The organism is Citrobacter sp. Cpo126 (genome assembly GCF_030332445.1).
Lineage (GTDB): Bacteria > Pseudomonadota > Gammaproteobacteria > Enterobacterales > Enterobacteriaceae > Citrobacter > Citrobacter portucalensis.
This window is the reverse complement of sequence record NZ_JAOWHT010000043.1, coordinates 111,549-125,911: the sequence shown is the minus strand read 5'-3', so window position 1 is coordinate 125,911 and position 14,363 is coordinate 111,549. Positions and strand designations below refer to the sequence as shown.

The window sequence follows — 14,363 nt, the reverse complement described above, 5'->3', positions numbered from 1 at the left end:
TCTCCCTAAACTTTACAGCAAACCGGCATGCTTAAGCGCCGCTTTGACGATTTCACGAGCATTGTCCGTGATTGGCGTCATCGGCAGACGTAGCGTATCGGTCGCCACAAGTCCCAACTCCTTACACGCCCATTTCACGGGGATAGGATTGGGTTCGACAAATAGTTTGTTGTGTAACGGCATCAGACGCTGGTTAATCACCCGCGCCTCGGCAAATTGCCCGGCTGCCGCCAGTTTGCACATTTCAGCCATATCACGTGCCGCAACGTTAGACGTTACGGAAATCACGCCATGACCACCGAGCTGCATAAAATCCAGTCCGGTCGCGTCATCACCGCTGAGCAGAATAAAGTCGTCCGAAACCAGCTCTTTGATCTGGTGAACGCGACTTAAGTTCCCCGTGGCTTCTTTAATTGCGATAATATTTTTAACTTTCGCCAGACGACCAACGGTTTCCGGCAGCATATCGCAGCCAGTACGGGACGGCACATTATACAGAATTTGCGGCAGGTCAGTATGCTCAGCGATGGCTTTGAAATGCTGGAACAAACCTTCCTGGGTTGGGCGGTTGTAGTAAGGCGTCACCGTCAGGCAGCCGACAACACCGCTGTCGTTGAAACGCTGCGTCAGACTAATGGCTTCCGCGGTCGCATTGGCGCCGGTTCCGGCAATCACCGGAATACGCCCGTCAGCCAGTTCCAGCGTCATCATCACCACATCGCCATGTTCATCATGACTCAGGGTGGCGGACTCACCGGTGGTGCCAACAGAAACGATCGCCGAGGTGCCGCTGGCGACATGATAATCAATCAGTTTTTTCAGGCTCGACCGGCAGACTTTACCTTTCTCATCCATCGGCGTAACAAGCGCGACAATACTTCCCGTGAACATGGGCCATCCTCTGTGCAAACAAGTGTCTCAATGGTACGTTTGGTACGACAATAAAAGCAAGCGACCAGAGCCGTTCTGATTGTTGTATGCATGTTTTTTTTATGCTTTCCTTATGATTACCTCACCGCTCAAAGGAATAACAGGTTTGACATCGTCATCGCAACACTATCTGGTCATTACTGCGCTGGGTGCCGATCGCCCAGGAATTGTGAACACCATCACGCGTCATGTCAGCAGTTGCGGCTGTAATATCGAAGACAGCCGACTGGCCATGCTGGGTGATGAGTTCACGTTTATCATGTTGCTGTCGGGCACCTGGAATGCCATCACCCTGATTGAATCAACCCTGCCATTAAAAGGCGCAGAGCTGGATTTACTCATTGTGATGAAGCGCACGACCGCGCGCCCCCGTCCGGCGATGCCTGCTACGGTATGGGTGCAGGTCGATGTCCCTGATTCTCCCCATTTGATTGAACGCTTCACCGCTCTGTTTGACAGCCACCAAATGAATATTGCGGAACTGGTTTCACGCACGCAACCGGCTGAGAATGGAAAGGCGGCGCAGTTGTTTATTCAAATTACCGCACATAGTCCTGCGTCACATGATTCGGCAAATATTGAAGATGCGTTTAAAGCACTCTGTACAGAACTCAATGCGCAAGGCAGTATTAACGTCGTCAATTACTCACAGCATGATGAACAGGATGGAGTTAAGTAATGAACCCACTGAAAGCCGGTGATATCGCACCGAAATTTAGCTTGCCGGATCAAGACGGAGAACAAGTAAATTTAACCGACTTCCAGGGACAGCGTGTTCTGGTTTATTTTTACCCGAAAGCCATGACACCCGGCTGTACCGTACAGGCCTGCGGCCTGCGCGATAACATGGATGAGTTAAAAAAAGCGGGTGTTGAAGTGCTGGGGATCAGCACCGACAAACCAGAGAAGCTTTCCCGATTCGCGGAGAAAGAAGTCCTGAATTTCACGCTCCTGTCCGATGAAGATCATCAGGTTTGCGAGCAGTTCGGCGTCTGGGGTGAGAAGTCATTTATGGGCAAAACCTACGATGGCATCCACCGCATCAGCTTCCTGATTGATGCCGAAGGGAAAATTGAGCATGTGTTTGATGACTTCAAAACCAGCAACCACCACGACGTGGTAATGAATTGGCTGAAAGAGAACGCCTGACCGTGAAATGCCGGATGGCGGCGTGAACGCCTTATCCGGCCTACAAATGCACGCACGTAGGCCGGATAAGACGCGTTAGCGTCGCCATCCGGCAGATGATCGCCCGGTTACTCAAACGTCCCTTTCACGCACGCTTTTTGCTCCCTGACTACGGCTTTTCCCTTCGCCCACAGGTGATGAACTTCCAGCGCGTCGTTGAGCACCAGAATGTCCGCATCGCATCCCACCGCCAGACGCCCTTTATGCTCCAGTGCCAAAAATTCTGCGACCGTACGCGTCAGCGGACACAGCGCCTGTTCCAGCGGTATGGCATGAATCTTCACCAACTGGCGCACCGTCTCAGCCAGTGATTCAAACCCCGCGACACCGATGCCGGTGAGATTGCCAAGCTCATCAAATTCCGGCTGGCTGCCGTTGCCATCCGAGCTAAGGGTAATGCGCGACAGCGGCACGTTCTGGCGCAGCGCCGTGGCGATAGCCGTGGCCGGGTCGACGGGCTCATCAATGCTGCTGGTAATGTCGATATAACCGCCTTTACGGGCATACTCCAGCGCCGCCTGGAACAGCGGTTCCGCACGGTTAACGTGTGTCGGCAACAGTTTAGTAATCGGCACATCGCAACAGTCAAGGATCTGGTACAACGGTTCCAGCATGCGCTGGCTGTCGCCCATATGGAAAACGCTGATCCCCGGTTTGCGCCCTAACAATCCGCCGACACGCGACTGCGCCGCCATATTTGCCAGCGCCGAGGTATCCGGGGCTGAAGAACGATGGTCCGAAACCGCACACTTCACGCCAATCACTTTATCGATCAGCGCCACGTCGCGATCGATGCTGCCGGTGATAGTCGGGGAAGGCAGAGAGTACGCCCCGGTCAGCATCCAGGCGCTGATACCTTCAAACTCCAGCGCGCGGGTTTTTGCCAGCAGCGATTCAGGGTGACGGGTAATGCCATCGGTACCCAGCAAACCCACCACCGACGTGACACCAGCTTCAACCAGCCGTGACAAGCGCACTTCCGGCGTGCGGGCATGCGGCCCCGCTTCCCCACCGCCGCCAATAAGATGGACGTGTTGATCGATAAATCCTGGGCATACAATCGCGCCGTCAAGATTGATACACTCGCAACCGGGAAAGTCTTCAGGAGAAATTGACGGGGCGATGGCAACAATTTTGCTGCCGGAGACCAGTATATCCTGTCGCCCTAAATCTTCCGGCGCATACACGTGTCCCTGCTGGAACAACGTCAAATCAAGAATTGAACAGTTCATAACCTTCCTTGTCAGGCAATAACCTGCATAACCCAAATAGAGAGCAGCGCATTAATGACGCATACCGCAATAATTAGCGGGTAATAACGAGGATGAACCCCCGCGGTCCCCAGACAACGGCCCACATTTTGCACCGGATTTCCCATCAGGTAGATAGCCGGTAACAACACCGTGGCATCATGTCCCGAAAGCGTACCGGCGACAACCAGGCTGGCGCACACGCCGACGCCGCCTCCCATACTCATCACCGCTGCCAGCAGCACAGTGGCAGATTCCCCCGGCAGCCCCCACAGAGCCATTACCGGCTCGCATACCCGCCCTACAACCTCGAGCAGCCCTGTCACCTTCAGCGCCTGAATAATCACAAACGCCATCACCACGTTAGGCAACAGACTGGTTGTTGCAATGGTAAACCCGCGCCGTGCGCCATCGATAAACATATCCATGACGTTTTTACGTACCTGCGTTGTCATCTCACGCCTCCTGCTGCATACGGCGATTTTCCAGCTGCGCGATCCATACACGCAACAGGTTCGCGCCCACAAATTTGAAGACAAGGATCACAGCCAGCGGCGTAATCACCGGAACAGTCACCATCGTAAACAGCGCTGCGCCAGAAGAAAAATAGTTGGTAATGCACGCGCTGCCGCTGGTTTGCCAGCAGGCAAAAATTGCGCGTTCCTGCTCTGTGATAATGCCCTCTTCCGCCATTTCTTTGGTCATCCCTGCCGCGGCATCGGTATTTTGCAAATTCGCAATCAACGCCAGCGAACAAATACCCGGAATGCCCAGTAACGGACGCAGGACCGGCGTCATCAGCTGTTGTGCCGCGCGCAACCCACCCAACCCTTCGGTGACGGAAATAATCCCGAGCGAAAGAATGACGGAAGGCGCCAGCTCAAGCGCGAATAAGAAGCCGTCTTTTGCCCCCATCCCCCCAGTGCCACGAAAAGAGACCGCCGTGTCGCCCGCAGCATTAATCTGCCCAAACGCACCGTTGAGGACGGTGAAGTCAAAGACCCGCCACCATTCGGTACTTTTCGCAAACATGCCGGAAAAAAGAATAATCGTAATAAAAAAAGCGAGATAACCGCCCCATCCCACCTTTTGCTGCGTGTGTGTGCTGTGACCCATTTTGTTCTCCTGTTGGCCTTAATCCTTGTGTGACTAAAAGACATCACGATGGTCAAGTTAAATACAAACGCGGAGAAAAACGACAGCAGAAGAGATTATTCAGAAAGTGTGGATAGAGGTCAGACAAGTTCAGTTCCGGCGACATTGCATCGCCGGAACCTGTAGATTAGGGTTCGTCAACGACCTGACCATCCGGCCAGGCATGCATTACCGCTTTGATTAACGTCGCCAGAGGAATCGCAAAGAATACGCCCCAGAACCCCCACAGGCCGCCGAAAATCACTACGGAGAGAATAATCACCAGTGGATGCAGATTGACCGCCTCGGAGAACAGCACGGGAACCAGCAAATTGCCGTCCAGCGCCTGGATTATCAGGTACACGGCAAAACAGCTCCAGAACTCGGTGCCAAGCCCGAACTGGAACAGCGCCACGCCAACCACCGGAATCGTCACCACAAAAGCGCCGATATACGGGATCAGCACAGAGAACCCGACCAACACCGCCAGCAGCAGCGAATAGTTGAGACCAAACAGCAGGAAGCCGAGCCAGGTCGCTACGCCGACCACCACCATTTCCAGCACCTTCCCGCGGATATAGTTGGTGATTTGCTGATTCATCTCTTTCCATACCTGCCCTGCCAGCCCGCGGTTACGCGGCAGCACCCGGCGCACGGCGTTCAGCATCTGTCCTTTATCTTTGATCAGAAAGAACACCATCAATGGGACGAGAACCAGGTAAACCGCCAGCGTCAGCAAACCGACCAGTGAGGCCAGCGAATATTTCACCACCGAATCGCCCATGGTGAGCATTCGTGAGCGCATATTTTCCGCCATCGCATCAATGATGCCCGCATCCATCAGCGCCGGGTAACGTCGTGGCAAGGTGGCGGCAAAATCAGACAATTTATTGAGCATGCCGGGCATGTCGCGGATCAGGTAAATTCCCTGCTGCCACGCAACGGGCATCACCACAAAGGCCATCAGCAGTAAAATACCGACAAACACCACCAGCACAATCGATGTCGCCCAACGCCGTGAACACCCAATATGTTCCAGCCGCACTGTCGGCCATTCAAGCAGGTACGCCAGCACAATGGCGACCAGCAGCGGCGCCAAAAGACCGCTAAAGAAAAACAGGATGCCAAAACCGGCAACAAGAATAATCAGCAGGGCGATGGCTTCGGGGTCGCTAAAGCGGCGACGATACCATTGCATCAACATTTCGAGCATAAAACCCTTCCATGAACCCAATAGCGGGATTGCGATCCCGAATTGTATCGAAATGTCACAAAAAAGACTTCGCTTTTTATGGCTGATTACGCAAAGTGAAAAGACATTTTTCCTGGGTGTTCATCGTCAGGTTTCGCAGTTACACTCCGTAAGCTTGCGGAGTGTGAACGATACTTCACAGCATCGGTCAAATGGCTATCTCAAAAAAGAATACAGGACAGAGGTTATGTTCAGGCAGTTGAAAAAAAACCTGGTTGCTACCCTCATTGCCGCACTGACTATCGGTCAGGTTGCGCCCGCATTTGCTGATACTGCGGACACCCTGCCTGATATGGGAACGTCGGCAGGCAGTACGCTTTCCATAGGACAGGAAATGCAGATGGGCGATTATTACGTACGCCAACTGCGCGGCAGTGCGCCATTAATTAACGATCCATTGCTCACCCAATACATTAATGCGCTGGGGATGCGTCTGGTCTCGCACGCCGACTCGGTAAAAACGCCCTTCACCTTCTTTTTGATTAACAACGATGAAATCAACGCCTTTGCTTTCTTTGGCGGCAACGTTGTCCTGCACTCTGCACTATTCCGCTATTCCGACAACGAAAGCCAGCTGGCATCGGTTATGGCGCACGAAATTTCCCACGTCACGCAACGCCACCTGGCGCGTGCCATGGAAGACCAGAAACGTAGCGCACCGCTAACGTGGGTTGGTGCGTTAGGTTCAATTTTATTGGCGATGGCCAGCCCGCAGGCGGGTATGGCGGCGCTGACCGGTACGCTGGCGGGTACACGTCAGGGAATGATCAGCTTTACGCAGCAAAACGAACAGGAAGCAGATCGCATTGGTATTCAGGTACTGCAACGCTCGGGATTCGATCCCCAGGCCATGCCAACGTTCCTGGAAAAACTGCTCGACCAGGCTCGTTACTCTTCGCGTCCGCCGGAAATTTTGCTGACTCACCCCCTGCCGGAAAGCCGTCTGTCTGATGCCCGTAACCGCGCCAACCAGATGCGCCCGGTGGTCGTCCAGTCGTCAGAAGATTTTTATCTGGCTAAGGCACGAACCTTAGGCATGTACAACTCTGGTCGTAACCAGTTGACCGATGACCTGCTGAGTAGCTGGTCGAAAGGCAACGTACGTGAGCAACGTGCGGCCCAGTATGGCCGGGCATTGCAGGCGATGGAAGCCAGTAAATACGACGAGGCGCGTAAAGCGCTGCAACCGCTGCTGGCGGCAGATCCTAACAATGCCTGGTATCTCGACCTGGCAACGGATATCGATCTCGGCCAGAAGAAAACCAGTGATGCCATTAACCGCCTGAAAAACGCCCGAGACCTGCGCACTAACCCGGTTCTGCAGCTCAACCTGGCGAATGCCTATTTACAGGGTGGACAAGCCAAAGAGGCGGCGACCATCCTGAATCGCTATACGTTTAACCATAAAGATGACCCTAACGGCTGGGATCTGTTAGCGCAAACGGAAGCCAACCTGAGCAACCGCGATCAGGAGCTGGCGGCGCGCGCGGAGGGGTATGCCCTCGCGGGACGTCTGGATCAGGCTATTTCGATGCTCAGCAGCGCAAGCTCTCAGGTGAAACTGGGTAGCCAGCAGCAGGCCAGATACGATGCCCGTATTGACCAGCTACGCCAGCTGCAAGAACGCTTTAAACCGTACACGAAGATGTAATTATCGAACCTTTGCCGGATGGCGACGCTGTCGCGTCTTATCCGGCCTACGTCAGACGCAATATGTAGGCCGGATAAGGTCTTTTGGCCGCCATCCGGCAGTATTGTTATGCAAGGAGAAGTCATGTCAGACGCGATTAAAATCTACCATAACCCACGCTGCTCCAAGAGCCGTGAAACGCTGGAATTACTGAAGTCCAACGGCGTGGACCCGGAAGTGGTGTTGTATCTGGAAACGCCGGCTGACGCAGCAACCCTGCGCGAACTGCTGCAAATGCTCGGTATGGCCAGCGCGCGTGAACTGATGCGCCAGAAAGAGGATCTCTATAAGTCGCTTAACCTGGCGGACAAAAATCTGAGTGAAGATGCGCTGATTCAGGCAATGGTGGAAAACCCGAAACTGATGGAGCGCCCGATTGTGGTTGCCAAAGGTCAGGCTCGAATTGGACGCCCGCCTGAGCAGGTACTGGAAATCGTCGGTTAACCTGCAACCTGCCGCAGTCTTCTCGGCTGCGGCGCTTACAGCTTCAGAATTTCTTTTACGAACGGAATGGTCAGCTTACGCTGGGCGGTGATCGACGCATGATCTAACTGATCCAACGTCATAAACAGCGTTCGCATTTCACGATCCAGACGCTTCAGCAGAAAACGTCCCACATCTTCCGGCAGTTCAAATCCACGAAGTCTGGCGCGTAATTGCAACGCCTGCAGCTTATCTTCATCGGAAAGCGGTTGTAGCTTGTAGATTTGCCCCCAGTCCAGGCGTGAGGCGAGATCCGGCAACCCCAGATTCAGCTGTCTTGGCGGACGATCGCCGGTGATCAGCAAACGCGTTTTCCCCGACTCCAGGATACGGTTGTAGAGATCAAAGATCGCCATTTCCCACAGCGAATCACCGGCCACACATTCGATGTTATCAATGCAAACCAGCGATAAATGCTCCATCCCGTCGAGCACCTCGGGGACGAACCAGGTGCGTTTGTCGAGCGGCACGTAGCCTACCGCATCGCCGCGCGCGGACAGTTCCGCACAGGCTGCATGCAGCAAATGACTACGGCCAGCGCCTTCACGCGACCAGAGATAAATATACCCGCTATGTTCCTGACGCAGCACGTTTTGCAGTGCAGCCAGTAAAGAGGAGTTATCCCCCGGCCAGAAACTTGCGAAAGTTTCGTCGTCAGGAAGATAAAGTGGCAAAGAGAGCTGTGCCGGTGTGTTCAGAGATACCTCAACCCAGGATTTCATAAAATCGCGTTGAGTTTAACACAGAAATACGTCGCGATAGAACCGGGCAGCGCTGCCGCCCGGTCAGAGATTTACTGTTGCGGACTGTCTGCATCTTTCGCGTCAAGCACGACTTCTTCCGGACGCAGCAGGCTGATAACTTTGAAAATCAGGCTCAGACAGACACCAACGATGGTCGCCAGTGCCATGCCTTTCAGCTCTGCGGCACCGATGTGAACTTTCGCGCCACTTACGCCGATGATCAAAATAACCGAGGTCAGGATCAGGTTCTGCGCCTTGTTATAGTCAACCTTCGACTCGATCAGTACGCGAATACCAGAAGCGCCAATCACACCGTACAGCAGCAGCGATACGCCGCCCATCACCGGCAGTGGAATGATTTGGATCGCCGCCGCCAGTTTACCCACGCAGGAGAGCAGAATGGCGAAAATTGCCGCACCGCCGATAACCCAGGTACTGTAAACGCGGGTGATCGCCATTACGCCGATGTTTTCGCCGTACGTGGTGTTCGGCGTAGAGCCGAAGAAACCAGAGATTACCGTAGACAGACCGTTGGCAAACATAGAACGATGCAGGCCAGGATCGCGAATCAAATCTTTTTTCACGATATTCGCCGTCACCACCAGATGCCCGACGTGTTCGGCGATGACCACCAGCGCCGCTGGCAGGATGGTCAGAATGGCAACCCATTCAAAACGCGGCGTGTAGAACGTCGGCAGCGCGAACCAGTGGGCCTGCGCAATCGGCGTAGTGTCCACAACGCCCATCACGAAGGAAAGCGCATAACCGGCCAGCACCCCGATCAGAATCGGGATAATCGCCATAAAACCGCGGAACAATACGGAACCAAAGACCGTTACCGCCAGCGTCACCATAGAAATGATGATGGTTTTTGAATCCGGTAATTGCCCCTCAGCAGGCAGTAACCCCGCCATACCCGCAGCAACGCCAGCCAGCTCCAGACCGATGACGGCAACGATTGCGCCCATCGCCGCAGGCGGGAACATGACATCCAGCCAGCCGGTTCCTGCCTTCTTAACAATGAAAGAAACCAGGCAGAACAGGACGCCACACATAATGAAACCGCCCAGCGCCACTTCATACCCTAACGGCAGCAGCAGCAGTACCGGGGAAATAAAGGCAAAGCTGGAACCCAGATATGCGGGAATTTTACCCTTACAAATAAAGAGATACAGCAACGTACCAATGCCGTTAAACAGCAGAACGGTAGCCGGGTTGATGTGGAACAGGACTGGCACCAGTACCGTTGCGCCAAACATGGCGAACAGGTGCTGCAAACTAAGCGGGATTGTCTGTAAAAGCGGCGGTCTTTCACTCACCCCGATAGCACGGCGCGTCATAGTGTTTTCCTCTGAGTGTTGTTTGTTATTAGCCATTGGGTTGTTTTATTCAAAAAAAAGCCGACTCTTAAAGTCGGCTTCTTTTCACTTATTCGTTTACTTAGTACCAAAAATCTTATCGCCGGCATCGCCGAGCCCCGGAATAATGTATCCGTGCTCGTTCAGTCCCTGATCGATGGAGGCGGTGTACAGCTCCACATCCGGGTGCGCTTTTTCCAGTGCCGCGATACCTTCCGGTGCCGCAACCAGGACCAGCACTTTAATGCTGGTGCAGCCTGCATTTTTCAGCAGATCGATAGTGGCGATAACAGAGCCGCCGGTTGCCAGCATTGGGTCAACGATCAGCGCCATACGCTCATCGATGTTAGAAACCAGCTTCTGGAAATACGGAACCGGCTCCAGCGTCTCTTCGTTACGGTACATACCAACAACGCTGATACGCGCGCTCGGAACGTTTTCCAGAACGCCTTCCATCATGCCCAGGCCCGCACGCAGGATAGGCACAACGGTGATTTTTTTGCCTTTGATTTGGTCAACTTCAACTGGACCGTTCCAGCCTTCAATGGTCACCTTTTCGGTTTCCAGACCAGCGGTTGCTTCATAAGTCAGCAGACTGCCAACTTCCGAGGCGAGTTCACGAAAGCGTTTAGTGCTGATGTCGTTTTCACGCATCAGTCCCAGCTTGTGTTTGACGAGTGGGTGTTTGACTTCCACGATCTTCATACTCTTCTCCTTTCCTCAGACGAATGGCAACCACAAAAAAAATCGCCGGATTATACCGCTTTTCCTCTCTGGCGCAACACTGCATACGCTTGATATGGATCAACCAAAGTCATTTGCGTCTGAATGATGAGTATAAAACAAGCCCCGCACTGATGGCGGGGCTTGCTGTCAATGCTATGAATTTCAAAGATATTCAGCATTGGTCTGGATGACTTTTTGATACCACGAAAAAGATTTTTTAGGTGAGCGCGTTAATGTCCCGCTACCGTCATTATTTTTATCGACATAGATAAACCCGTAGCGTTTTTTCATCTCCCCTGTCCCGGCAGAGACTAAATCAATGCAGCCCCACGGGGTATATCCCATCAGATCCACGCCATCTTCCACCACCGCTTTTTTCATCTCACGTATGTGGGCGGCAAGGTAGTCGATACGGTACTGGTCGTTAACTGTACCATCGTCCTCGCGCACATCAATGGCGCCAAATCCATTCTCCACAATAAATAGTGGCAGTTGATAATGATCCCAGAACCAGTTCAGTGAATAACGCAGGCCAACCGGATCAATCTGCCAGCCCCAGTCCGATTTCTGCACGTACGGGTTGGAAACCAGGCTTTTCGACTCGTCGTAATCCAGCTGTGGGTTGTCCGCCGTTGCCTGGGTCGCGAAAGACATATAATAGCTAAAGCCGATGTAATCAACGCAGCCCTTGGCCAGCGCCTGACGGTCTTCCTCGGTGATATCCAGTTCAAAGCCACGACGGGCAAAGTAGTTGAGAAGATGCCGCGGGTATTTGCCGCGCACATGGACGTCAGTAAACCAGTAACGCCGGTGCATGGCATTCATCGCCATCATCATATCGTCTGGCGCGCAGGTCAGCGGATAGATTGGACACATGGCAATCATGCACCCTATTTGTAATTCCGGGTTAATCTCACGCGCGACCTTTACCGCCAGCGCGCTTGCCACCAGCTCATAGTGCGCCGCCTGGTACATAACCGGCTCGCGGTCTTCGCCTGGCTGGTATTTCAGACCTGAGTTAGTAAAGGGCGCGAAATCTTCGTGATAATTTGCCTGGTTGTTAATCTCATTAAACGTCATCCAGTACTTCACTTTGTGCTGGTAACGAGTGAATACCACCCTGGCAAAACGGACAAAGAAATCGATAAGCTTGCGGTTGCGCCAGCCGCCGTACTCCGTCACCAGATGGTAAGGCATCTCAAAATGCGACAGCGTAATCACCGGCTCAATGCCATATTTCAGGCATTCGTCAAACAGGTCATCATAGAACTGTAGGCCAGCCTCATTGGGTTGTTCTTCATCGCCTAAGGGAAAAATACGTGTCCAGGCAATAGAGGTGCGAAAACATTTAAACCCCATTTCGGCAAACAGCTTTATGTCGTCTTTATAGCGATGATAAAAATCGATGGCCTCATGGTTAGGGTAATTTTTACCGGCAATCACACCGTCGGTAATTTCACGCGCCACACCATGCGCTCCCGCGGTCATGACATCGGCAACGCTGACGCCTTTTCCGCCCTCCTGCCAGCCACCTTCCAGTTGATGAGCAGCGACAGCACCACCCCACATGAAATCTGCTTTAAATCCTGACATACCCTTCCCCTATCGTGATGACTCTGCGCAAAACGCTGTTGATGAGGTCCGCAACAGAAAACAGAAACCGGTTTCAGTACGATACTGTGCATTCGGCTAACAGGATTCAAGCACAAGACTGTACCCGGTTTCATTTTCGTGGCGCAGCTCAAACAAATAGATAAATGATTGAAAAATGCTGAAAAAACCAGCAGATAAAACTTGATGCAGAGCAGGCTCGCAAACGTTTGCTTTCCCTGTTAGAATTGCGCCGAATTTAACTTTTACTGCAAGTAAACATGTGGGGAAGCAGGCAGTGACCGATAAAACCTCTCTTAGCTACAAAGATGCCGGTGTTGATATTGATGCAGGTAATGCTCTGGTTGATCGAATCAAAGGCGTAGTAAAGAAAACTCGTCGTCCGGAAGTTATGGGTGGTCTGGGTGGCTTCGGTGCGCTGTGCGCATTGCCGCAAAAATATCGTGAACCGGTACTGGTTTCCGGCACTGATGGCGTTGGTACAAAACTGCGTCTGGCGATGGATCTGAAACGCCACGACACTATCGGCATTGACCTCGTCGCAATGTGCGTCAACGACCTCGTGGTTCAGGGCGCTGAGCCGCTGTTCTTCCTCGACTACTATGCAACCGGCAAACTGGATGTGGACACCGCAGCCAGCGTCATTAACGGGATTGCCGAAGGCTGCCTGCAGTCTGGCTGTGCGCTGGTCGGTGGGGAAACAGCTGAAATGCCGGGGATGTACCACGGCGAAGATTACGACGTGGCAGGTTTCTGCGTTGGCGTCGTCGAAAAATCAGAGATTATCGACGGTTCAAAAGTGGCTGACGGTGACGTACTGATTGCGCTCGGCTCCAGCGGCCCGCACTCCAACGGCTACTCTCTGGTGCGTAAAATTGTAGAAGTCAGCGGTTGTGACCCAGAAACCACCGAGCTTGAAGGCAAGCCGCTGGCCGATCACTTACTGGCCCCTACCCGCATTTACGTGAAATCCATTCTGGAACTGATCGAGAAGGTTGATGTGCACGCCATTGCCCACCTGACCGGCGGCGGCTTCTGGGAAAATATTCCACGCGTTCTGCCAGACAACACGCAGGCAGTGATCGACGAATCTTCATGGCAGTGGCCAGCCGTCTTCAACTGGCTGCAAACGGCGGGTAACGTCAGCCAGCATGAGATGTATCGCACCTTTAACTGCGGTGTAGGTATGGTTATCGCCCTGCCAGCTCCGGAAGTGGACAAAGCCCTTGCTTTGCTCAATGAGAAAGGTGAAAACGCATGGAAAATCGGTATCATCAAAGCTTCTGATTCCGAACAGCGTGTGGTCATTGAATGAAAAACATTGTGGTGCTCATTTCCGGCAACGGAAGCAATTTGCAGGCGATAATCGACGCCTGCGAACAGAAAAAAATCAATGGCACCATACGTGCAGTATTCAGTAACAAGGCCGATGCGTTCGGCCTTGAGCGCGCACGCGAAGCGAATATTCCGGCACACTCGCTGGAAGCCGCCCAGTTTGCCAGTCGCGAAGCATTCGACCGCCAACTGATACAAGAGATTGACGCCTATGCACCCGATGTCGTGGTGCTGGCCGGTTATATGCGTATCCTCAGCCCGGCGTTTGTCGCTCACTATGCTGAACGATTGCTGAATATCCACCCGTCTTTATTGCCGAAGTATCCCGGCCTGCATACGCACCGCCAGGTACTGGAAAACGGCGATGAAGAACATGGTACCTCAGTCCATTTCGTAACGGATGAGCTGGACGGCGGACCGGTCATTCTCCAGGCCAAGGTTCCGGTATTTGAAGGCGACAGCGAAGATGACGTCACGGCACGGGTTCAGGCTCAGGAACATACCATTTACCCGCTGGTGGTAAGCTGGTTTATCGACGGTCGCCTGAAGATGCGTGATAACGCTGCATGGCTGGATGGCGTTCGTTTGCCTCCACAAGGCTACGCCGCCGACGAATAATAAAAAAACCAACCTGTAAGCCGAATGTCACCATCCGGCTTACAG

General features: G+C 53.2%; 15 protein-coding genes. 6 read left to right on the top strand and 9 right to left on the bottom strand.

All coding sequences use genetic code 11. From position 1 onward, the window contains the following. Positions 1-12: 12 nt before the first annotated feature. Positions 13-891, bottom strand: a complete 879-nt coding sequence (gene dapA / locus OGY17_RS21150) for a 4-hydroxy-tetrahydrodipicolinate synthase (protein ID WP_003037957.1) — start codon at positions 889-891, stop codon at positions 13-15. Between the two features lie 145 nt (positions 892-1,036). Between dapA and OGY17_RS21145 the strand changes: the two genes are divergently transcribed. Together OGY17_RS21145 and bcp are read left to right on the top strand one after the other, a co-directional pair. Then, positions 1,037-1,609: a glycine cleavage system transcriptional repressor gene (locus OGY17_RS21145; RefSeq protein WP_003037954.1), complete on the top strand. Its 573-nt coding sequence runs from the start codon at positions 1,037-1,039 to the stop codon at positions 1,607-1,609. Continuing rightward, positions 1,609-2,079 (top strand): thioredoxin-dependent thiol peroxidase, encoded by a 471-nt coding sequence (bcp, locus tag OGY17_RS21140; RefSeq protein WP_003835095.1) that lies wholly within the window; start codon positions 1,609-1,611, stop codon positions 2,077-2,079. Before OGY17_RS21145 ends, bcp begins: the two co-directional genes overlap by 1 nt. 107 nt (positions 2,080-2,186) lie before the next feature. On the opposite strand, the gene iadA is transcribed toward bcp, so the two are convergent. From iadA to OGY17_RS21120, 4 genes are all read right to left on the bottom strand, one after another. Beyond that, the gene (gene iadA / locus OGY17_RS21135) at positions 2,187-3,350 is read right to left on the bottom strand and encodes a beta-aspartyl-peptidase (RefSeq protein WP_286608283.1); all 1,164 of its coding nucleotides are present in this window, start codon (positions 3,348-3,350) and stop codon (positions 2,187-2,189) included. An 11-nt stretch (positions 3,351-3,361) separates the two neighbouring features. Next, a complete protein-coding gene (locus OGY17_RS21130; RefSeq protein ID WP_003835099.1) occupies positions 3,362-3,823 on the bottom strand; it encodes a YjiG family protein in 462 nt (153 codons plus the stop codon). A 1-nt stretch (position 3,824) separates the two neighbouring features. After that, positions 3,825-4,484, bottom strand: coding sequence for a nucleoside recognition domain-containing protein (locus OGY17_RS21125; protein WP_032944189.1), 660 nt, complete (start codon positions 4,482-4,484; stop codon positions 3,825-3,827). A gap of 166 nt (positions 4,485-4,650) precedes the next feature. After that, positions 4,651-5,715 carry an AI-2E family transporter gene (locus OGY17_RS21120; RefSeq protein WP_003037941.1) on the bottom strand — a complete coding sequence of 355 codons (1,065 nt, stop codon included), beginning with the start codon at positions 5,713-5,715 and terminating at the stop codon, positions 4,651-4,653. Positions 5,716-5,941: 226 nt separating this feature from the next. Between OGY17_RS21120 and bepA the strand changes: the two genes are divergently transcribed. Together bepA and arsC are read left to right on the top strand one after the other, a co-directional pair. Beyond that, positions 5,942-7,405: a beta-barrel assembly-enhancing protease gene (bepA, locus tag OGY17_RS21115; RefSeq protein WP_008785438.1), complete on the top strand. Its 1,464-nt coding sequence runs from the start codon at positions 5,942-5,944 to the stop codon at positions 7,403-7,405. Positions 7,406-7,528: 123 nt separating this feature from the next. Next, positions 7,529-7,888: an arsenate reductase (glutaredoxin) gene (gene arsC, locus OGY17_RS21110; RefSeq protein WP_048215795.1), complete on the top strand. Its 360-nt coding sequence runs from the start codon at positions 7,529-7,531 to the stop codon at positions 7,886-7,888. Between the two features lie 35 nt (positions 7,889-7,923). Here the strand turns inward: arsC and OGY17_RS21105 are convergent, their stop codons facing one another. The 4 genes from OGY17_RS21105 to OGY17_RS21090 form a co-directional block, all read right to left on the bottom strand. Further along, the gene (locus OGY17_RS21105) at positions 7,924-8,625 is read right to left on the bottom strand and encodes a DnaA inactivator Hda (protein ID WP_211924219.1); all 702 of its coding nucleotides are present in this window, start codon (positions 8,623-8,625) and stop codon (positions 7,924-7,926) included. A gap of 95 nt (positions 8,626-8,720) precedes the next feature. Continuing rightward, complete coding sequence (gene uraA / locus OGY17_RS21100) at positions 8,721-10,010, bottom strand: uracil permease (RefSeq protein ID WP_003835107.1); 1,290 nt, start codon at positions 10,008-10,010, stop codon at positions 8,721-8,723. A gap of 96 nt (positions 10,011-10,106) precedes the next feature. After that, positions 10,107-10,733, bottom strand: a complete 627-nt coding sequence (upp, locus tag OGY17_RS21095) for a uracil phosphoribosyltransferase (RefSeq protein WP_003835110.1) — start codon at positions 10,731-10,733, stop codon at positions 10,107-10,109. A gap of 183 nt (positions 10,734-10,916) precedes the next feature. Continuing rightward, complete coding sequence (locus OGY17_RS21090) at positions 10,917-12,347, bottom strand: 6-phospho-beta-glucosidase (protein ID WP_071446833.1); 1,431 nt, start codon at positions 12,345-12,347, stop codon at positions 10,917-10,919. A gap of 295 nt (positions 12,348-12,642) precedes the next feature. On the opposite strand from OGY17_RS21090, the gene purM reads away from it, so the two are divergent. Together purM and purN are read left to right on the top strand one after the other, a co-directional pair. After that, the gene (gene purM / locus OGY17_RS21085) at positions 12,643-13,680 is read left to right on the top strand and encodes a phosphoribosylformylglycinamidine cyclo-ligase (protein ID WP_020996702.1); all 1,038 of its coding nucleotides are present in this window, start codon (positions 12,643-12,645) and stop codon (positions 13,678-13,680) included. Next, positions 13,677-14,318, top strand: a complete 642-nt coding sequence (gene purN / locus OGY17_RS21080; protein ID WP_008785442.1) for a phosphoribosylglycinamide formyltransferase — start codon at positions 13,677-13,679, stop codon at positions 14,316-14,318. Before purM ends, purN begins: the two co-directional genes overlap by 4 nt. The last annotated feature ends 45 nt before the right edge of the window (positions 14,319-14,363 follow it).